13 protein-coding genes are annotated in these 20,326 nt (G+C 60.0%); 6 read left to right on the forward strand and 7 right to left on the reverse strand.

The features are described 5' to 3' along the window. Positions 1-240 precede the first annotated feature (240 nt). Both glnL and ntrC read left to right on the forward strand, forming a co-directional pair. Positions 241-1,386 (forward strand): nitrogen regulation protein NR(II), encoded by a 1,146-nt coding sequence (gene glnL / locus AWB69_RS35500; protein ID WP_062091473.1) that lies wholly within the window; start codon positions 241-243, stop codon positions 1,384-1,386. A gap of 146 nt (positions 1,387-1,532) precedes the next feature. Then, positions 1,533-3,038, forward strand: coding sequence for a nitrogen regulation protein NR(I) (ntrC, locus tag AWB69_RS35505; protein ID WP_062091474.1), 1,506 nt, complete (start codon positions 1,533-1,535; stop codon positions 3,036-3,038). Positions 3,039-3,253: 215 nt separating this feature from the next. On the opposite strand, the gene xth is transcribed toward ntrC, so the two are convergent. The 3 genes from xth to AWB69_RS50625 all read right to left on the reverse strand — a co-directional run bounded on the left by xth (position 3,254) and on the right by AWB69_RS50625 (position 4,722). Beyond that, a complete protein-coding gene (xth, locus tag AWB69_RS35510; protein WP_062091475.1) occupies positions 3,254-4,030 on the reverse strand; it encodes an exodeoxyribonuclease III in 777 nt (258 codons plus the stop codon). A gap of 150 nt (positions 4,031-4,180) precedes the next feature. Continuing rightward, positions 4,181-4,474, reverse strand: a complete 294-nt coding sequence (locus AWB69_RS35515; RefSeq protein ID WP_062091476.1) for an addiction module antidote protein — start codon at positions 4,472-4,474, stop codon at positions 4,181-4,183. Further along, positions 4,471-4,722: a type II toxin-antitoxin system RelE/ParE family toxin gene (locus AWB69_RS50625; protein ID WP_331712708.1), complete on the reverse strand. Its 252-nt coding sequence runs from the start codon at positions 4,720-4,722 to the stop codon at positions 4,471-4,473. The genes AWB69_RS35515 and AWB69_RS50625 overlap by 4 nt, the downstream gene beginning before the upstream one ends. 316 nt (positions 4,723-5,038) lie before the next feature. Here AWB69_RS50625 and AWB69_RS35525 point away from each other — a divergent pair, with 316 nt between their 5' ends. After that, on the forward strand, positions 5,039-6,313 hold the full coding sequence (locus AWB69_RS35525; RefSeq protein ID WP_062091477.1) for an amidohydrolase family protein: 1,275 nt from the start codon (positions 5,039-5,041) through the stop codon (positions 6,311-6,313). A gap of 107 nt (positions 6,314-6,420) precedes the next feature. Here AWB69_RS35525 and AWB69_RS35530 read toward each other — a convergent pair whose 3' ends face one another. The 4 genes from AWB69_RS35530 to fixL form a co-directional block, all read right to left on the reverse strand. Beyond that, positions 6,421-8,553 carry a M3 family metallopeptidase gene (locus AWB69_RS35530; protein ID WP_062091478.1) on the reverse strand — a complete coding sequence of 711 codons (2,133 nt, stop codon included), beginning with the start codon at positions 8,551-8,553 and terminating at the stop codon, positions 6,421-6,423. 248 nt (positions 8,554-8,801) lie between these two features. Next, entirely contained in the window at positions 8,802-9,665 is an 864-nt protein-coding gene (folD, locus tag AWB69_RS35535; protein WP_062091479.1) for a bifunctional methylenetetrahydrofolate dehydrogenase/methenyltetrahydrofolate cyclohydrolase FolD, read from the reverse strand. Between the two features lie 295 nt (positions 9,666-9,960). Then, positions 9,961-10,608: an oxygen response regulator transcription factor FixJ gene (gene fixJ, locus AWB69_RS35540; protein WP_062091480.1), complete on the reverse strand. Its 648-nt coding sequence runs from the start codon at positions 10,606-10,608 to the stop codon at positions 9,961-9,963. Then, positions 10,605-13,133 carry an oxygen sensor histidine kinase FixL gene (fixL, locus tag AWB69_RS35545; protein WP_062091481.1) on the reverse strand — a complete coding sequence of 843 codons (2,529 nt, stop codon included), beginning with the start codon at positions 13,131-13,133 and terminating at the stop codon, positions 10,605-10,607. The genes fixJ and fixL overlap by 4 nt, the downstream gene beginning before the upstream one ends. A gap of 307 nt (positions 13,134-13,440) precedes the next feature. Between fixL and aceE the strand changes: the two genes are divergently transcribed. From aceE to lpdA, 3 genes are all read left to right on the forward strand, one after another. After that, entirely contained in the window at positions 13,441-16,140 is a 2,700-nt protein-coding gene (aceE, locus tag AWB69_RS35550; protein ID WP_062091482.1) for a pyruvate dehydrogenase (acetyl-transferring), homodimeric type, read from the forward strand. A gap of 87 nt (positions 16,141-16,227) precedes the next feature. Next, positions 16,228-17,877 (forward strand): dihydrolipoyllysine-residue acetyltransferase, encoded by a 1,650-nt coding sequence (gene aceF, locus AWB69_RS35555; RefSeq protein ID WP_062091483.1) that lies wholly within the window; start codon positions 16,228-16,230, stop codon positions 17,875-17,877. 216 nt (positions 17,878-18,093) lie between these two features. After that, complete coding sequence (lpdA, locus tag AWB69_RS35560) at positions 18,094-20,160, forward strand: dihydrolipoyl dehydrogenase (RefSeq protein ID WP_075644049.1); 2,067 nt, start codon at positions 18,094-18,096, stop codon at positions 20,158-20,160. Positions 20,161-20,326 lie beyond the last annotated feature (166 nt).

A 20,326-nucleotide genomic window follows, 5' to 3' on the forward strand; every position in this document is an offset into this window, starting at 1 on the left:
GAAGACGAATGAACTGCAGCGCTATCGCCAGGCTGTGCATCCGATCGAGTTCGAAATGTACTACTCGCTGTAAAGCGCGTTGCATGGCGCACGTGCTTCCTCGCTCGCTGCACGGCGGAGAAGTACGTCGCTTGACGCGAAGCAGGAGTGTCGAATGATCAAAAAGGGACGGCGTGCCGTCCCTTTTTTTAATCGTCGCCGCTTCTCCTGACAAGTTTCAAGACGGGGTCTCACTGCACGATGGTTCTCAAGAATCTCATCAAGGCGAGAAAGAGTCCTCCCGACAATTCGTTGTCCGACGACGCCGCGCTCGTCGCCACGCATTTGCTGCCGGGCATGGAAGCGCTGCCCACGGTTGTCCTTGTGCTCGACAAGTTGAGCCTGAAGATCGCGTTCGCGAATCCGTCGGCGGAAGCCATGCTCGAGCGCTCGCGCAAGCAACTGGCGCAAACCTCATGGCCTGAACTGTTCGCCAATGCGGACGAACTGGTGACGACCATTGCCTCGATTGCCGATCATCGTTTCAACGCAACGCACCTCGACGCCGTGCTCGAACGTCCCGGCCGCGAGCCGCTGCATGTTCACGCGATTGTTGCGTATCTGGAAGTCGCACCGAATTACGTGCTGCTCGAACTATTCGAGAACGAGCGGCACTTGAAGACCGACCGCGAGGAGCGTATTCACGATCTGACCGCGGTCAACAAGCAACTGATTCGCAATCTCGCGCATGAAATCAAGAATCCGCTCGGCGGTATTCGAGGCGCAGCGCAACTGCTCGAGTTCGAATTGGGTGCGCGCGAACGCGACGAATTGCGTGAATACACGCAAGTGATCATCAAGGAATCGGATCGGCTGCAAACTCTGGTTGACCGGTTGCTCGAGCCGCACCGGCATCCGCATATTGTTGGTGACGTGAATATTCACGAAGTATGCGAACGCGTGCGTGCGGTGATTCTCGCGGAGTTTCCGCGCGGCCTCACGCTCGATCGCGATTACGACGTGAGCGTGCCCGACTTGCGCGGTGACAAGGAGCAGCTTATCCAGGCGCTGCTCAACATCGTGCGCAACGCGGCGGAAGCGCTGCGCGAACGTATTTCACAAGGCGATGCGAGGATCGAATTGTGTACACGTATTGCGCGCAAAGTGACGATTGGCAAACGCCTGCACAAACTGGCACTGGACTTGCATATCACTGACAACGGTCCCGGCATCCCGGAAGAAATCCGCGACCGGATCTTCTATCCGCTGGTGTCCGGGCGGGAAGATGGGAGCGGGCTGGGACTTACGCTCGCACAGACTTTCGTGCAACAGCACGATGGGTTGATCGAAGTGGAAAGCAAACCGGGTTGCACCGAGTTCACCATCTTGTTGCCGTTCGAAGGCTGACCGGACTCCGATGAAGGATCGACGCGCGCAAGTCATGGAGTTAAGGATCGATTACGAGGATTCATCGACATTTTGAAAAGCGCTAGTGCGCCTGACCGTTTCGACGGGCTTATACCGAACCACACGAAGACATCTCGCCGAACTATATGAAGCCGATCTGGATAGTAGACGACGACCAATCCATCCGCTGGGTGCTCGAAAAAGCGCTCGCAAGAGAGAACTTCGCCACGCGCAGTTTTTCCGGCGTCCGGGATGCGCTGACCGCGCTCGAACAGGAAAGTCCGCAAGTGCTTGTGTCGGACATCCGCATGCCGGGTGGTTCGGGACTCGAATTGTTGCAGACTGTACGCGACAAGCTGCCCGGTTTGCCCGTCATCATCATGACGGCGTTCTCCGATCTCGACAGTGCCGTGGCTGCGTTCCAGGGCGGTGCGTTCGAATACCTGGCGAAGCCGTTTGACGTCGACAAGGCGGTCGAGCTGATCCGGCGCGCGGTCGATGAAAGCATGCGGGGCGAAGCAGCCTACGACAACAGCGTGACCGAGACGCCCGAAATGCTCGGCCAGGCGCCCGCGATGCAGGACATGTTTCGCGCAATCGGCCGTCTGTCACATTCCGCCGCCACCGTGCTCATCACGGGCGAATCAGGCACCGGAAAGGAGCTTGTCGCGCGTGCGCTGCACCGTCATAGCCCGCGTGCGAACGGACCGTTCATCGCGTTGAACACTGCCGCTATCCCGAAGGATCTGCTCGAGTCCGAGTTGTTCGGCCACGAGCGTGGCGCGTTTACGGGCGCGCAGGCGATGCGGCAGGGACGGTTCGAGCAAGCTGAAAACGGCACCCTGTTCCTCGATGAAATCGGCGATATGCCGTTTGATCTGCAGACGCGTTTGTTACGCGTGTTATCCGATGGGCAGTTTTATCGCGTGGGCGGGCACAACCCGTTGAAGGCGAACGTCCGCGTGATTGCGGCGACTCATCAGAATCTCGAATCCCGCGTTCGGCAGGGCTTGTTCCGCGAGGACTTGTATCACCGGCTGAACGTGATTCGCTTGCGCTTGCCCGCATTGCGCGAGCGTAGCGAAGACATTCCGTTGCTCACGCGGCACTTCCTGCAGAAAAGCGCGCGCGATCTGGGCGTCGAGCCGAAACGCGTGTCGGAAGATGCACTTGGATTCCTGGCGTCGCTGCCGTTTCCCGGCAACGTCCGGCAACTCGAAAATCTGTGCAACTGGCTGACCGTGATGGCGCCGGCGCAGACGATCGAGCAAAAGGATTTGCCTCCCGATCTCACGCCGACTCAGGAATATGCCGGCGAGAGCACTGCGCTGACGGCATCAGCAGTGGAAATGGGTGCTGGGTCGAATGCGGCCATATCGGGCGGTGTCAGCGGTTTGCCGGCTTCGCTTGGTACGCCGCCTGCCGGCGTTCCCGCGAGCGTATGGGAAAACGGTTTGCGGACCGAGGTCGCGCGCCTGCTGCGCGAGAATACTGCCGATGTCATGGACGAACTTGCGCGCCGGTTTGAAGCCGCGGTGATACGTGAGGCCCTCGACTTCACTCGCGGCCGGAAGGTGGAGGCGGCTGAACGTCTCGGGATCGGCCGCAATACGATCACACGCAAGATCCAGGAATTGCATCTGGATGCTTGATGGGGTTAGTGGCGGGGGTAGTGGCGGAGTGGAGGGCGTCTGGCGACGCCCTCGTTGCGGTTCTTCAGGTGCGGGTTTATAGAAGCATGACCTGGCAGCGCCAGCCTCAAGCCATCAGGCCTCAAGTTGCGAGCGAGGCGTAGTGCGATCTTCCGCGCGCCTGTGTGCTTGGCGCGGCTTTCGCGTTATCACTTCGCTTTGAAACCATTCCCTGCTCAGCCAAGTGTCGCGATCACCGGCGCGTGGTCCGACGGCTGTTCCCACTTCCGCGGTACCTTGTCCACTTCGCACGCAGTGCATCGTGCGGCGAGTTCTGCCGTGACCAGAATGTGATCGATACGTAGTCCCGCATTACGACGGAATCCGAGCATGCGGTAATCCCACCACGTATAAAGCTTCTCGGGCTGCTCGAACTTGCGGAAGGTATCGGTGAGACCGAGTTCGATCAATTGCACGAAATGCGCGCGTTCTTCGGGCGAGACGAGGTTCTGGCCTTCCCACGCTTTCGGGTCGTGGACGTCGCGATCTTCCGGCGCGATGTTGTAGTCACCGAGCAGCGCGAGTTGCGGATACGTCTTCATCTCGCCCTCGATCCAGTCGCGCAGCGCCTCGAGCCAGCGCATCTTGTACGCGAACTTTTCCGTCCCCGGCGCCTGGCCGTTGGGGAAATACGCCGAGATGATCCGCACGCCTTCGACGGTTGCGGCAATCACGCGTTGCTGCGGGTCTTCGAAAGCCGGGATGTTGCGTACGATTGTGGTTTCGTCGACCGTCAGGCTGTCGCGTACCAGAATGCCGACGCCGTTATAGGTCTTCTGGCCGGCGAACCAGCTTCTGTAGCCCACGGCCGCAAGTTCTGCGACAGGGAACTTGTCGTCGGTGAGCTTGAGCTCCTGCAAGCAAAGCACGTCGACGCCGCTCGTTGCCAGCCAGTCGATCACATGCTGCTGGCGGACTTTGAGGGAGTTTACGTTCCAGGTGGCGATTTTCATTTGATTGGTGCGGAGAGTGACTCTCGTCAGTGATGAGCTGCGGGCGTGAGCATGAAGCCGTCTGTCAGCCTTTCTTGGCCCGATTGATTGAAGGGTGGACTAGCTTGCCTGAGCTGCAGGTCATAGGCTGCCGCGGTCAAGGAGAATGCATCAGTGATGCACGGGCACGGCAACGAGTTTTACGCCCAATGCGGCGGCAACTTTCTGGATGGTTTCAAATCGGGGTTTCGCACCCTCGGCCAGAGACTTGTACAGGCTTTCGCGTTGCACCCCCGCTTCGGAGGCGACTTTCGACATGCCACGCGCTTTCACGATATCGGCAAGAGCCGACAGGAGAATGTCGGAGTCGCCGGAGGCAAGCGCCTCGTTCAGATATGCCGCGATGGCCTCTTCGCTATCGAGATAGTCGGATGCGTCAAAAGCCGAAATGTGAGTCGAGTTCATTTCCGTTCCTGTCTGATTCGTTGCCACATGGCCTTCGCTCGGGCGATATCAGATATCTGCCCTTGCTTGCTTCCCCCGGCCAACAGTAGGTACACCGTCGAGCCGTCACGCACGTAATACACACGATAGCCCGCGCCTGTGTGAACCAGCATTTCCCACACGCTGCCGCCCACGTCGTGAACAATCGCCGAAATTTCCCAGAGCGGCGCGTTTGATCCGAACCAGGATGGCGGCTCTTGCCAACACATCAGTCACGCCCAACAGCCACACCGAAAAGTCGTGCGTTTGATTGATTGTGTTCGTCATGCGCGCGGATCCCAGATAACGTTAAGTGGGATGCCTTGATGAAGTGTATCCTTATGGATACGAAAACTCAAGGCATCATTGAAGAAAGCAGTGATCTGATCCTGGTGGCTCGGAAATGAGCATAGGAGTGGAGGTGTCACTGTGATTGGTCGCGCGAGCTTTCTGCAGTCGGCCTAATGGCTAACGTGGGCAGCGCCCTGAAAATCGTGCTTTCTGTCCCGCTACAATCATCGAAACACTTGGCAAAAGGACAACCCCATGGACCTGATCATTCGGCGCGCAGCGCTCGCGCATTCCCGCGATCTGGTGGACATCGGCATCGAAGGCGGCCGCTTTGCTGCAATCGAACCGCAGCTCGCGGCGAGCGCGCCTGAGGAAATCGATGCGGCGGGTTCTCTCGTCACCGCACCGTTCGTCGACGCGCATTTCCACATGGACGCCACGTTGTCCTATGGTTTGCCGCGTGTGAACGCATCGGGCACGCTGCTGGAAGGGATCGCGTTATGGGGTGAGTTGAAGCCCGAGCTAACACAAGAAGCGTTGGTCGATCGGGCGATGCAGTACTGCGATTGGGCCGTTGCGCGCGGCCTGCTCGCGATTCGCTCGCACGTTGATGTCTGCGATCCGCGTCTGCTCGCCGTGGAAGCGCTGCTCGAAGTAAAGCGTCGCGTGAAGCCGTATCTCGACTTGCAACTCGTCGCGTTTCCGCAGGACGGCGTTTTGCGCAGCAAGGCCGCGTTCGAGAACCTGAAGCGTGCGATATCCATGGGCGTCGATGTTGTGGGCGGAATTCCGCACTTCGAACGCACAATGGCCGACGGCGCGGAGTCTGTGCGCATCCTTTGCGAGTTCGCGGCGGAGAAGGGGCTGCGCGTGGACATGCATTGCGATGAATCGGATGATCCAATGTCGCGCCATATCGAAACGTTGGCGGCACAAACGCATCGGCTGGGTTTGCAGGGGCGCGTCACGGGTTCGCACCTTACATCGATGCATTCCATGGACAACTATTACGTTAGCAAGCTGATCCCGCTGATACGCGATTCCGGCGTGGCCGCGATCGCGAACCCGTTGATCAACATCACGCTGCAGGGCCGCGCCGACACCTACCCCAAGCGCCGCGGCATGACGCGCGTGCCGGAGTTGATGGCAGCGGGCGTGGACGTAGCGTTTGGCCACGACTGCGTGATGGACCCGTGGTACAGCCTGGGCTCCGGCGACATGCTGGAAGTGGCGCATATGGGCTTGCACGTCGCGCAGATGACGGGCATTGACGCCATGCGTGCCGCGTTCGAAGCGGTGACTACGACGCCGGCGAAGATCCTGGGTATCGAAGGGTACGGGATTGCGGTGGGTAACAACGCGGATTGCGTGATGCTGGACGCGCGTGATCCGGTTGAAGCCATTCGATTGCGAGCGGCGCGCACGGCAGTGCTTCGTCGCGGAAAGGTGGTCAGCCGCGCGCCAACAATGCGAGCGAAACTCAGCCTGGAAGGGCGGCCGGAGGAAGTGAGTTTCCGGCTGGATCGATAAGACGAGCAGCCTCGAAAATCGCGTGAAGGAGAATTAAAAAAGCCGTTCCAACTTGCGCTGGAACGGCCGGCTGAGGTCATACAAGCGGCATTGATTCCGTCATGACCTCAATGCGCCGTCTCCGGCGACATGCCGTTATGCCGCAGTAACGCATCAATATTCGGCTCGCGGCCGCGGAATGCCTTGAACGAGTCCATCGCTGGCCGGCTACCGCCCACTTCAAGAATTTCACGACGGTACCGGGTACCCGTTGTCGCATCCAGCACTGATCCACCGCCAAGCTTCGCGGCTTCCTCGAACGCCGCATACGCATCCGCCGACAACACTTCCGCCCACTTGTAGCTGTAGTACCCGGCGGCATACCCGCCCGCGAAAATGTGCGTGAAGGTATTGGTCCAGCGGGAGAAGGGCGCTTGCGGCACGACGTGGAAACGCTCGTTGATCTCGCGCGCGAAGTCGTTGACATTGATCGAGCCGGCCGGATCGTAGTCGCTGTGAAGCTGGATATCGAACATGGAGAGCACGATCTGGCGTAACGTGCCCAGACCGCTCTGGAAGTTCTTTGCGGCCAGCATCTTGTCGAACAGTTCGCGTGGCAGTGTGGCGCCCGTGTCCACGTGGCCGGACATGTCGGTGAGCACGTCCCACTCCCAGCAGAAGTTCTCCATGAACTGCGACGGCAGTTCGACCGCATCCCATTCCACGCCGTTGATACCCGATACCCCGAGTTCATCGACACGCGTCAGCATGTGATGCAGGCCGTGCCCGAATTCATGGAACAGGGTGATGACTTCGTCGTGCGTAAAGCACGCAGGCTTGCCGCCAACGGGCGCGGAGAAGTTGCAGGTCAGATATGCCACCGGGGTCTGCACGCCGCCTTCACGGCGTTTGTGCCGCGAGCGGGCGTCGTCCATCCAGGCGCCGCCGCGTTTGCCTTCGCGTGCATACAGATCCAGATAGAACTGCGCGACGAGCGTTCCGTCCTTGTTTTCAACGCGGAAAAAGCGCACTTCCGGATTCCAGACGGCGGCGTCATCGCGACGGATGCTCACGCCGAACAGCGTTTCCGTGACCTTGAACAATCCCTTCAACACGGCTTCTTGCGGGAAGTACTGCTTCACTTCGTTTTCCGAGAACGAATAACGCTGCTGGCGCAGGCGTTCTGCGGCGAAGGTGGAGTCCCACGGCTGCAATTCCGGCATGCCGAGCTGAGTCGCGGCGAACGCACGCAATTCCATCCAGTCCTTCTCTGCGTGCGGGCGGGCGCGCACGGCCAGGTCCTCGAGGAACGCGACCACCTGTGCCGGCGATTCCGCCATCTTCGGCGCAAGCGACACTTCGGCGAAATTCTGATACCCGAGCGCGTGCGCTTCTTCTGCGCGCAGCTTCAACTGCTCGACAACGTTCGCGGTGTTGTCCCACCCGGCTTGGCCGTTGCCATAGTTCGGACCCAGTTCGGACGCGCGCGTCACATAGGCGCGATACATCGCTTCACGCAATGGCCGATGTTCGGCGTACTGCATCACGGGGAAGTACGACGGGAAATGCAGCGTGAACTTCCAGCCCTCGCTGCCTTCTTTCTGCGCCGCTTCACGAGCCGCCTCGATTACGTCTTCCGGCAAACCCGCGAGTTCGCTCTCCTTGGTCACGACATACGAGAACGCGTTGGTGGCGTCGAGAACGTGGTCGGAGAATGCCTTCGACAACGCCGCCTGTTCTTCCTGAACGCGCGCAAACCGGGGTTTTTTATCTTCGGGCAACTCGGCGCCCGACAAACGGAAACCGCGCAGCTCGTTGCTGAGCATTTTCTTCTGCTCGACGGAAAGCGATGCGTGCTCTTCGCTCGCCGCAATCGCCTTGTATTTCTCATAGAGCGCCAAATTCTGTCCGACGCTCGCTGAAAACTCGGTCACGCGTGGCAAATTCTCGGCGTGGGCGGCGCGTAATTCGGGAGTATCGGCGACGGCATTCAGGTGGCCGATTACGCCCCACGCCCGCGACAGCCGTTCGCTCGCACGTTCCACGCTTTCCACGATGTCCTGCCAGGTAGCCGGTGTCTCGGGCGCGCTGGCGTGATCGACGGCGGCTTTGGCATCGGCGAGCAGCACGTCGAGCGCCGGCGTTACGTGTTCCGGCTTGATGTCGCCGAAGCGAGGCAGGTCGGAGAAGTCGAGAAGGGGGTTGCTTGGGGCTTGGGTCTGAGCCTGATTCGCGGTATTCGCTGGTGTCGAATTGGACATGACTCTCCCGGTCTCGGATAAAAATGGATGCGACGATGAATGTGAAGCCGCGCCAGACACAGAAAGTATGCGATTCCGGCGGTTGGCCCATTCACTATTGTGGGGACGCCTCTGCCGATTCTCAAATCGATTCTGGCTAAGACGGTGATTTACCTGATCGGTGCGCCGGCTTGGCGTATTAGCGCGGCAATCCGGTAGCCGTTGTGCCCATCATGCTTGTAAGCGTTGAAGCGCGCCGCCAACACGGCTTAATCCCGGTCCTGCTGCATCGCGCGCTCGGCGGCTTCGATGGTATTAACCAGCAGCATGGTGATGGTCATCGGCCCGACGCCGCCCGGCACAGGTGTGATGAAACCGGCCACTTCCTTCACGCCCGCGAAATCCACATCGCCGCAGAGTTTGCCGTTCTCGTCGCGATTCATGCCGACGTCGATGACTGTTGCGCCCGGTTTGACCATGTCGGTCGTCAGGATGTTGCGCCGGCCGGTTGCGGCGACAACCACATCCGCGTTGCGGGTCAGCGCGGCGAGATCGCGCGTTTTGCTGTGCGTGATGGTGACCGTGGCGCCGGCTCCGAGCAGGAGCATGGCCATTGGCTTGCCGACGATATTCGAGCGCCCGATCACGACTGCGTTTGCGCCTTCCAGCGGGATGTCATGCGCTTCGAACATTTTCATGACGCCGTAGGGCGTGCACGGGCGAAACAGCGGTTTTCCGGTCATCAGCGCACCGGCGTTTTCGACATTGAAACCATCTACGTCTTTCGCCGGGGCAATGGCTTCGATGACCTTGTGGCTATCGATATGCTTCGGCAACGGCAATTGCACCAGGATCCCATGCACGTTCGGGTCGTTGTTCAGGTCGTCGAGCCGCGCCAGCAATTCGCTTTCGGTGAGCGTAGACGGGAAACGGTCGAACACCGAATGCAAGCCATTGTCTTGACAGGCTTTTACCTTGTTGCGGACGTAGACCTCGCTGGCCGGATTTTCGCCGACGAGAATGACTGCCAGGCCGGGCTGCTGCCCACGGGCGGTCAGGGCGGCGGCGCGTACGGCGACATCGGCGCGAAGGGTCTTGGAGAGGGCATTGCCGTCGATGATTTGGGCGGTCATAGGAGGTCTGGGCGGAGGACAAGTCCGCTGCTTTTCTTGAGGGCGCAGGGTCGCAGGGGGCCGGTTGCGCCAGTGCGGCGCGGCTTTGCGGTCGGTGCTTGATTATACCGGACGGGGATTTTCGCCGGTGCGGCTGCCGGGCCGATGGCCGGTTCGCGTTGGCTGACTGTTGTGAAGCTGTTTTGAAACTTTTCGTCACAGGCCGGGACGGGCGGTTGGCTTCAGTCCGGCAAAAAACCACTTCCACCGAGGCGCAAAAAACACCCCTCGGCGTATCAGGCAGAACAGCTAAACCCTATTGAGCCTGCTGCGTTTGCGGCTTGTTGGAAAGTGCCAGCCGGAGCAAATCCGCAACGGTATTGACCGACAGCTTTTCCATGATGTTCGCGCGATGCGCTTCAACCGTCTTGATACTGATGCCAAGGTCATCGGCGATCTGCTTGTTCAGGCGTCCCGCAATGATCCGCTCCAGTACCTGATGTTCCCGCGCTGTCAGCTTGCCCAGACGCTCCGCCGCGGCGCGCTGCTGCTGCACGCTCGAACTCTCGGTACGAGCCTTGTCCAGCATGCGTTCAACAAGTTTCCGCAACTCGGCTTCATCAAACGGTTTTTCGATGAAATCCATTGCGCCCTTCTTCATGGTCGAGACGGCCATCGGCACGTCGCCGTGACCCGTCACGAAGATGATCGGCAGCAAGGAATTTTCCGCAATCAGCCGTTCCTGCAATTCGAGACCGCTCATGCCGGACATCCGTACGTCCAGTATCAGGCACGAGATCGCGCCGGAATGGGCGATCGGGAGGTACGCATCGAGGTACGCCTCAGCGCTCGCAAAACACGAGACGCGGTAGCCATTGGCTTCAAGCAGCCAGCGCAAAGAATCACGCACGGCTTCATCGTCGTCGACGACAAAGACGGTTTCCTGAGTGGTCACTGTGCTCATAGCTCTCCCGTAACAGTTTGTTGTGTGGGTTGATGACTGAGAGCTTCCGGTCCGTTACTGCCCGGACCATCGACTTCTCCGATTGGCAAACTGCAATGGAATGTGGCGCCCGTCACGTTGCCGGAGGCATCGATATTGTTCACCACCCAAAGACGTCCACGATGCGATTCAATGATCGATCGGCAAATGTTCAAGCCCATGCCCATACCGTCGGACTTGGTGCTGTAGAAGGGTTCAAACAGGCGCTCCGCCGTGGCTTCATCCACACCCGGCCCCTGGTCCACTACGCTCACGCAGACGAAACCGCCGTCCACGCGCTGTACGATCACGCGGATCACCGGATCAACGGCGTTCGGCTTGGCGTCGTGCATGGCTTCGGCTGCGTTCTTCAGCAGGTTCACGAGCACTTGCTCGATCAGCACCGGGTCCACATGGATCACGGGCATGCGCGAGCGGATCTCGGTGAGAATCCGGATCTTGCGTTTGCGCGCTTCGATTTCCGCGAGACCGACGGCGTCCGCCACGATATCAGCCACACGCGTAGGCTGGCGTTTCGGTTCGCTGCGTTTCACGAATTCGCGGATGCGTTTGATGATCATGCCTGCACGCACCGCCTGCTGTGCGGTTTTTTCGAGTACGGGCAACAGCGCGTCCTGCGTCATGCGGCCCGATTTGACCAGCGCGACACAACCGGAACAATAGTTATTGATCGCAGCCAAAGGCTGGTTCAGCTCGTGCGCCAGCGACGACGCCATTTCACCCATCGTCATCAAACGGCTGGTGAACTGCAGCTTTTCTTCCTGCTGATCGGCCAGTTCCTGCGCCTGCTTGCGCGTGGTGATGTCGGTCGCGATCTGCATCTGCGCGAGGTGCCCGTCCACCCACTGAATGTACTGGCGGCGCACTTCGAACCACTTCTGGATGCTCTCCACATACACTTCCTGCGCGTCCGAGGTGCTTTCGGTCAGCGCTGTGGCGGGCAGGCCTGCATACGTATCGACCATGTCGATGGAATCCGACGACGCCTGGGCCGTATCGAAACCCGCACCCGCAAGTTCGAGATGGCCGTCCGGCCGAATCCCGAACAGGTGCCGGTAATAGCGGTTCGCAAACAGCAGTTCGGCTTCGTCGGCGGCGAGCACGGAGACGGCCGCATCGAGGCTTTCCAGCACGGTCGTGAAGCGTTCGTGTGCAGCGGCGAGATCTTCCCGGGCGCGGCGCGGCTCGGTAATGTCGGTCATGGACGACATCCACCCGGTCTGCCGCCCCGAACTATCGATTAGCGGCGACACGTAAAGCCGCGCGTGGAAGAACGATCCGTCCTTGCGGCGCACGCGCAACTCGAAGCCCGAGGAGGGGGCCTTGCCGCGCAGGGTCATGTCGAGTTGCCGCTGCATTTCCGGATAAGCGTCTTTCGGCCAGTACGGAAAGGGCGCCACTTTGGACACGAGATCGCTTTCGTCCCAGCCGGTCATCCGGCAAAACGCCGGATTCACGTGCGTGATCCGGCCGTGCATGTCGAGCACGCGCATGCCGATCAGCACTGAATTTTCCATCGCGCGGCGGAAAAACGCCTCGGCGTAGAGCGCTTGTTGTGCCTCAAAGCGCTGCCGCGTGTGTTTCCAGAGGCTCCACAAGCTCCACAACACAAAACATGACAAACCCGCGACCAGCCAGACGAGCGTGTTGTTGGTGAAATTCGTGAGTTGCGGATACGAATAAACGCGTACCGATACCCCTTGGCCTGGCGGATCGAGCGGCAGGTCGTAGAACATGTCGCGCGGAAGACGCGGCCGGCTGGACGTGGTGGCGAGCTCGCGATTGTTCAGGTCGGTGATCGAAATCTTGTACTTCGCGGAGAGTTCGCTGGGGATGTCGTGCTTGAGAATCCCCTCGATGGAAAACACCGCGGCAATGGAACCGAGAAAATCGCGATCGCGATAAACCGGCGTCTGCAACGTGATGTAGCCGTTGCCGAGATCGTCATACAGAAGCGGGGAATAGACCTGGCGGCGGCTGGTGCGGGCTTCGTCGAACGCGGACTGGACGGCGTCGTCCATCTGCGCGTCCGTGGGCTTGGCGAGTCGCGAGCCGAGCACGGGCAGCGGGGTATTGGGCCAGCGAGGTTTGTGCTGCGCCGTGTACCAGTTCATGTAGAGGATCTCGGGGTGCCCCTGCATGATGTCGCCGGTGGAATTCTGGAACGACTGCGGGTCCCCGTGGCCAGTCGCGATGTCGCGCGCCAAGGCCTGGATCTGCTCCTGCGCGCCAGTCATGGAAAGCCTGATTTGCTGCTGCGCCCAAGCCACGTTACGGTAGAGCGTGTCTTCCTGCTGTTGCTGTTCGCGCCGGTTGAGACTCCACAGGATCAGGCTCATCACGACCAGGAAGACCAGGATCGAAATCAGTGGGGTCAGCAAGTACGAGTTTGACCACCACGGTCCGTGGTGCCAGCGGGTCGGCGCCGAGTCGTTGGGCTTGCCCGACGAACGCGCCGAGCGTGCGAAAAGCCGTTCGGTCAACATGCGCGCAATTGTAACGCAGCGCCACACTGTTAAATGGCGTAAAAAGTCTTGAAAAGGCCCGCAATTGATCGCAAGGACACCAACGCGACTATCAAAAAGTCCTTATTCCACGGTGCATTGCAGCATTTTTCCGCATTATGAGATTGTCTCTCATGATTCGAAAAATTGCTTGCGCTACCGTTCTGAGGCTCTTTAGAATTGCCGCACGCGCGCTTGTCCCTCATTGTTTTCCGCGATTGTGTCTTGCGGATGGCTTAAAGGCTCGCGTCGTCTGTTCACAGAGCGTTCCTCAAATCAGGAGACGAGCATGTCCGCTGTACCCGACGAAGTGATGAAATATGTCGCCAACGCCAAGGACGACGAAGATCCCCAGGAAACCGCTGAGTGGCTTGAAGCCCTCGACGGTGTGATTTCGGCAGTAGGCCCGGATCGCGCCCACTACCTGATTGAAAAGCAGATCGAATTCGCGCGCGTGCACGGCGAACATCTGCCGTTTTCGGCTAACACCCCGTACATCAACACCATCCCGGTCGCTGCCCAGTCGAAGATTCCGGGCGACCAGGACATCGAACACAAGATCCGGTCGTACACGCGCTGGAACGCCATTGCCATGGTGCTGCGCGCCGGCAAGGACACGAACGTGGGCGGGCACATTGCTTCGTTCGCGTCGGCGGCCACGCTTTATGACGTCGGTTTCAACCATTTCTGGCACGCACCGTCCGCTGAACATGGCGGCGATCTCGTGTTCGTCCAGGGCCATTCGTCGCCCGGCGTGTACTCGCGTGCGTTCCTGCTCGGACGCCTGAAAGAGAGCCAGCTCGATAACTTCCGCCAGGAAGTGGGCGGCGAAGGCATTTCGTCGTATCCGCATCCGTGGCTGATGCCGGACTTCTGGCAGTTCCCGACCGTGTCCATGGGCCTCGGCCCGATCATGGCGATCTATCAGGCGCGTTTCATGAAGTACCTGGACGCGCGCGGCATCATCAAGGCAGGTACCCGCAAGGTCTGGGCATTCCTCGGCGACGGCGAAACGGACGAGCCGGAATCGCTCGGCGCGATCGGCATGGCCGGCCGTGAACGGCTCGACAATCTCGTCTTCGTGATCAACTGCAACCTGCAGCGTCTCGACGGCCCGGTGCGCGGCAACGGCAAGATCATCCAGGAACTGGAAAGCGAATTCCGCGGCGCCGGCTGGAACGTGATCAAGGTGGTGTGGGGCAGCCGCTGGGACTCGCTTTTCGCCCGCGACAAAACCGGTGCGCTGATGCGCCGGATGATGGAAGTGGTCGACGGCGAATACCAGACCTACAAGTCGGAGTCGGGCGCCTACGTGCGCGAGCATTTCTTCAACACGCCGGAACTCAGGGCGATGGTGGCGGAATGGTCCGACGAGGACATCTGGAACCTGAATCGCGGCGGTCATGATCCGCACAAGATTTACGCGGCCTACACGGAAGCATCGAAGACGAAGGGTCAGCCGACCGTCATCCTCGCCAAGACCATCAAGGGTTATGGCATGGGCGAAGCTGGCCAGGCGATGAACATCACCCACCAGCAGAAGAAGCTGCACACGGATCAGCTGAAGAAATTCCGCGATCAGTTCAGGCTGCCGATTCCCGACGACCAGATCGCCGACGTGCCGTACCTGACGTTCGAAGAAGGTTCGAAGGAACTCGAGTACATGCGCGCTCGCCGCCAGGAACTGGGTGGTTATCTGCCGGCGCGCCGGCAGAAGGCCGAGTCGCTGCCGGTGCCGGATCTGTCGGCGTTCGAGCCGGTGTTGAAGGGCACGGGCCCGGGCCGCGAGATTTCCACGACCATGGCGTTCGTGCGGATCCTCAACATCCTGCTGAAGGACAAGGCGCTCGGCAAACGCATCGTGCCGATCGTCCCGGATGAATCGCGTACGTTCGGTATGGAAGGTTTGTTCCGCCAGATCGGTATCTGGAATCAGGACGGCCAGAAGTACGTGCCGGAAGATTCCGACCAGCTGATGTTCTATCGTGAATCGGAAACCGGTCAGATCCTGCAGGAAGGGATCAACGAAGCCGGCGGGATGTGTGACTGGATCGCGGCCGCGACGTCGTATTCGACGCACGGCGAGATCATGATCCCGTTCTACATCTTCTATTCGATGTTCGGCTTCCAGCGTATCGGCGACTTGGCATGGGCAGCCGGCGACATGCGTTCGCGCGGTTTCCTGCTGGGCGGCACGGCTGGACGCACGACGCTTAACGGCGAAGGCCTGCAGCACGAAGACGGCCATTCGCTGATGTGGGCGGCGTCGGTGCCGAACTGCGTGAGCTACGACCCGACCTTCGGTTACGAACTCGCGGTGATCATGCAGGACGGTTTGCGTCGCATGGTGGCGGATCAGGAAGACGTGTATTACTACGTCACGGTGATGAACGAGAACTACGAACACCCGGCGATTCCGCAGGGCGATTCGGTCGCCACCGACATCATCAAGGGCATGTATTCGTTCCGCAAATCGGATGCCGACGCAAAGACGCCGCGCGTTCAACTGATGGGCGCGGGCACGATCTTCAATGAAGTGATCGCCGCCGCTGATCTGCTGAAGAACGACTGGAACGTCGCCGCCGATCTCTGGAGCGTCCCGAGCTTTACGGAACTGGCACGCGAAGGCGCGCAAGTGGAGCGCTGGAACCTGCTGCATCCGACGGAGGAACGCCAGGTCGCGCACGTGACGAAGCTGCTGAAGGACGCGAAAGGTCCGGTGGTGGCATCGACGGATTATGTGCGTGCACTCGTCGACCAGATCCGCGGTTATGTGCCGAACAAGTTTGTCGTGCTCGGCACGGACGGTTACGGCCGTTCGGACACGCGCGAAAGACTGCGTCACTTCTTCGAAGTCGACCGCTACTGGGTCACCGTCGCGGCGCTCAATGCGCTGGCCGACGAAGGCACGATCGACCGCAAGCTTGTCGCCGACGCGATCAAGAAGTACGCGCTCGACCCCGCCAAACCCAACCCGATGACGGTTTAACGCATCGGCCCCCGAGTGTTGTTGCGCGAAGTCGCCTTGCCCAAAAGCAGGGCGATTTTCGTGTCGCGACCCAGGAGACAATAAACAATGAGTCAAGCGATCGAAGTCAAGGTGCCGGATATCGGCGATTACACGGACATTCCGGTGATCGAAGTGCTGGTGAAAGTCGGGGACACCGTCGAGAAGGAGCAATCGCTCGTTACGCTCGAATCCGACAAAGCGACCATGGACGTGCCAAGTTCGGCCGCCGGCGTCGTGAAGGAAGTGAAGGTCAAGGTTGGCGACAACGTCTCGGAAGGCGCGTTGATCGTCGTGCTGGAAGCGGCCGGATCTGGCGCTGCTGCTGCGCCGAAGGCCGCTGAAAAGCCCGCTGAAGCACCTGCGCAGGAAAAGGCTGCGGCCCCTGCACCGGCTGCGTCGTCGGGCGGTGGATCGGTTGAAGTGAAGGTGCCGGATATTGGCGACTTCAAGGACATTCCGGTCATCGAAGTGAATGTGAAGGTGGGCGACACGGTCGAGAAGGAGCAATCGCTCGTCACGCTCGAATCCGATAAAGCCACCATGGACGTGCCGTCGCCCGCAGCCGGCACGGTCAAGGAACTCAAGGTCAAGGTCGGCGACAACGTCTCGGAAGGCTCGTTGATTCTCGTGCTGGAAGGCGGTGCCGGATCGGCTCCCGCGGCGGCGCCTGCTGCTGCGGCACCGAAACAGGAAGCGCCTTCAGACGCTACGCCTAAATCTGCGCCTGCCCAGAAAGAAGCACCGTCCGCACTCGCTCTCGCACCGGCCATTCCGGCTGGCGAAGGGGCGCGTACGTCGAGCCACGCGTCGCCGTCAGTGCGCAAGTTTGCGCGTGAACTGGGCGTTGACGTGTCGAAGGTGACGGGCACGGGCCACAAGAGCCGCATCACGCAAGCTGACGTCACCGCGTTCGTGAAGGGCGTGATGAGCGGTCAGGGTAAAGCGCCGGCGGCCGCTGCCGCAGCGCCGGCCGGTGGCGGCGAGTTGAACCTGCTGCCGTGGCCGAAGGTCGACTTTACGAAGTTCGGTCCGGTCGATCCGAAGCCGCTGTCGCGCATCAAGAAGATTTCGGGTGCGAACCTGCATCGCAACTGGGTCATGATTCCGCACGTCACGAACAACGACGAAGCCGATATCACCGACCTCGAAGCGTTGCGCGTGACGCTGAACAAGGAAAACGAAAAGGCCGGCGTGAAGTTCACCATGCTCGCGTTCGTGATCAAGGCGGTAGTTGCCGCGTTGAAGAAATTCCCGACGTTCAACGCGAGCCTTGACGGCGACAACCTCGTCTTCAAGCAGTATTACAACATCGGTTTTGCCGCCGATACCCCGAACGGCTTGATGGTTCCGGTGATTCGCGACGCGGACAAGAAGGGCCTCGTCGACGTCGCCAAGGAAATGGCCGATCTGTCGAAGGCCGCTCGCGAAGGGAAGCTCAAGCCCGACCAGATGCAAGGCGGATGCTTCTCGATTTCGTCGCTGGGCGGGATTGGCGGGACGCATTTCACGCCGATCATCAATGCGCCTGAAGTGGCAATCCTGGGGTTGTCGCGGGGGGCGATGAAGCCGGTGTGGGACGGCAAGGCGTTTGTACCTCGCCTGATTCTGCCTTTGTCGCTGTCTTACGATCATCGGGTTATCGATGGCGCCGAGGCCGCGCGGTTCAATGCCTATCTTTCTGCTGTGCTGGCGGATTTCCGTCGTGTGAGTTTGTGATTTTTTTGGCTGGCGGACCGCTTTGATGTAGTCCGCCAGCCGCGTCATTGAACTTGCATTGCACTGCATTTTGCTAGTCGCCCCTGTGCGGGGCGGCACTTGTTTTCTTTGAATTGCCAAAGAAAGCAAGCAAAGAAAGGCAAGTCTGCCGACGGCAGAGCCAGGGGCTACGCGTTGCGTCCTTTAGTTCTGCCCGCTTCCTTCTTAGGGGACAACATGAGTCTCACCGAACTTAAAGTACCCGATATCGGCGATTTCAAAGACGTCGATGTCGTCGAAGTGAATATCAAGGCCGGCGACGCCATCGAGAAAGAACAGGGCGTCCTCACCCTCGAATCCGATAAAGCCTCCATCGAGGTCCCAAGCGACGTCGTGGGCACGGTCAAGGAAGTCAAGGTCAAAGCCGGCGATAAAGTCTCGCAAGGCACCGTGATCGCGTTGGTGGAAACGGCCGATGCAGGTAGCGAAAAGCCTGCAGCACCGGCAGCGGCCGCTTCCAAGCCTGCTGAACCAAAACCCGCAGGCGGTGGATCGCAAGACGTGAAGGTGCCGGATATCGGCGATTTCACCGACATTCCCGTCATCGAAATTCACGTGAACGTTGGCGATACGGTCGAGAAGGAACAATCGCTGGTCACGCTCGAATCCGATAAAGCCACCATGGATGTACCGTCGCCTGCCGCGGGCACGGTCAAGGAAGTCAAGGTCAAGATCGGCGACAACGTCTCCGAAGGCTCGGTGATTCTCACGCTCGAAGGCCAGGGCGCCGGTGCCGGCCAGGCCGAGGAAAAGCCGAAGACGGCTGCGCCGCAACCGGCCGAAAAAGCCGCGGCTGCGCCTGCACCAAGGGCCGCATCGTTCTCCGGTTCGGCCGATATCGAATGCGACATGCTCGTGCTCGGCGCCGGTCCCGGCGGTTATTCAGCCGCGTTCCGCGCAGCGGATCTCGGCATGAATACGGTCATTGTCGAACGGTATGAAACGCTTGGCGGCGTGTGCCTGAACGTTGGCTGCATTCCGTCGAAAGCGTTGCTTCACGCGGCTGCCATCACTGACGCAGCGAAGGAACTCGCGCACCACGGCATTTCCTTCGGTGAACCGACTATCGATCTCGACAAGCTTCGCGACTTCAAGTCGGGCGTTGTCAAGAAGCTGACTGGCGGACTGGCCGGCATGGCGAAGGCGCGCAAGGTCCAGGTGGTCACGGGTGTCGGCAAGTTCGTCGGCCCGAACCACATGGAGATTGAAGGCGCGGGCGGCAAAAAGGTCGTGCAGTTCAAGAACTCGATCATCGCGGCGGGTTCACAGGCTGTGAAGCTGCCGTTCATGCCGGAAGATCCGCGCGTAGTGGATTCAACCGGTGCGCTCGAATTGCGCCAGATCCCGAAGCGCATGCTCGTGATCGGCGGCGGCATCATCGGCCTGGAAATGGCGACGGTGTATGCGTCATTGGGCGCGGAAATCGACGTCGTCGAAATGCTCGATATCCTGATGGCAGGTGCCGATCGCGATCTCGTGAAGGTATGGGAGAAGTTCAACGCCAAGCGTTTCGCGAACGTCATGCTCAAGACGAAAACGACCAAGGCGGAAGCGAAGGACGACGGCATCTACGTGAGTTTCGAAGGCGAAAAAGCGGCCGCCGAAGCACAACGTTATGACCTCGTGCTCGTGGCGGTTGGCCGCAGCCCGAACGGCGGCAAAATCGGCGCGGACAAGGCCGGCGTGGCGGTGACGGATCGTGGGTTCATCAACGTCGACAAGCAGTTGCGCACGAACGTCGAACATATTTTTGCCATTGGCGATCTGGTCGGTCAGCCGATGCTCGCGCACAAGGCCGTGCACGAAGGCCACGTGGCGGCAGAAGCGGCGCATGGCGAAAAGTCCTACTTCGACGCGATGCAAATCCCGTCCGTGGCCTACACGGATCCCGAAGTGGCGTGGGCCGGCAAGACCGAAGACCAGTGCAAAGCCGAAGGCATCAAGTACGGAAAGGCCACGTTCCCTTGGGCGGCATCGGGCCGGGCGATCGCGAACGGTCGCGACGAAGGTTTCACCAAACTCATCTTCGACGAAGAAACGCACCGGATCATTGGCGGCGGGATCGTGGGATTGAACGCGGGTGACCTGATCAGCGAAGTGTGCCTGGCGATCGAGATGGGCGCGGACGCTGAGGATATCGGCAAGACGATCCATCCGCACCCGACGCTCGGCGAGTCGATCGGTATGGCGGCTGAATTGTATGAAGGTGTGTGTACGGACTTGCCGCCGCAGCGCAAGAAGTAGGGTGCTGTGGCTGGCTGAATGAGCGGCGTGTTCTGTCAGGAATGCGCAGCTTTTTTTTGCAGGCTTATGCCTTGAACTCGGTTTGCCGAGGTGGTGAGAACACGAAAAAAAACCGTCCCAACTTTCGTTGGAACGGTTTTCTGTGCAGCCTGACCGTCTCGCGGCC

This window comes from Caballeronia udeis, from assembly GCF_001544555.2.
In the GTDB taxonomy this organism is placed as follows: domain Bacteria; phylum Pseudomonadota; class Gammaproteobacteria; order Burkholderiales; family Burkholderiaceae; genus Caballeronia; species Caballeronia udeis.

What these genes read in the sequence shown, in the direction of transcription:
- ntrC (WP_062091474.1), top strand. Translation starts at nt 1,533, where the DNA reads ATGAAGCCGATCTGGATAGTAGACGACGACCAATCCATCCGCTGGGTG.
- AWB69_RS50625 (WP_331712708.1), bottom strand. Translation starts at nt 4,722, where the DNA reads ATGTGTTGGCAAGAGCCGCCATCCTGGTTCGGATCAAACGCGCCGCTC.
- fixJ (WP_062091480.1), bottom strand. Translation starts at nt 10,608, where the DNA reads ATGAGCACAGTGACCACTCAGGAAACCGTCTTTGTCGTCGACGACGAT.
- aceF (WP_062091483.1), top strand. Translation starts at nt 16,228, where the DNA reads ATGAGTCAAGCGATCGAAGTCAAGGTGCCGGATATCGGCGATTACACG.
- AWB69_RS35530 (WP_062091478.1), bottom strand. Translation starts at nt 8,553, where the DNA reads ATGTCCAATTCGACACCAGCGAATACCGCGAATCAGGCTCAGACCCAA.
- folD (WP_062091479.1), bottom strand. Translation starts at nt 9,665, where the DNA reads ATGACCGCCCAAATCATCGACGGCAATGCCCTCTCCAAGACCCTTCGC.
- glnL (WP_062091473.1), top strand. Translation starts at nt 241, where the DNA reads ATGGTTCTCAAGAATCTCATCAAGGCGAGAAAGAGTCCTCCCGACAAT.
- xth (WP_062091475.1), bottom strand. Translation starts at nt 4,030, where the DNA reads ATGAAAATCGCCACCTGGAACGTAAACTCCCTCAAAGTCCGCCAGCAG.
- aceE (WP_062091482.1), top strand. Translation starts at nt 13,441, where the DNA reads ATGTCCGCTGTACCCGACGAAGTGATGAAATATGTCGCCAACGCCAAG.
- lpdA (WP_075644049.1), top strand. Translation starts at nt 18,094, where the DNA reads ATGAGTCTCACCGAACTTAAAGTACCCGATATCGGCGATTTCAAAGAC.
- fixL (WP_062091481.1), bottom strand. Translation starts at nt 13,133, where the DNA reads ATGTTGACCGAACGGCTTTTCGCACGCTCGGCGCGTTCGTCGGGCAAG.
- AWB69_RS35515 (WP_062091476.1), bottom strand. Translation starts at nt 4,474, where the DNA reads ATGAACTCGACTCACATTTCGGCTTTTGACGCATCCGACTATCTCGAT.
- AWB69_RS35525 (WP_062091477.1), top strand. Translation starts at nt 5,039, where the DNA reads ATGGACCTGATCATTCGGCGCGCAGCGCTCGCGCATTCCCGCGATCTG.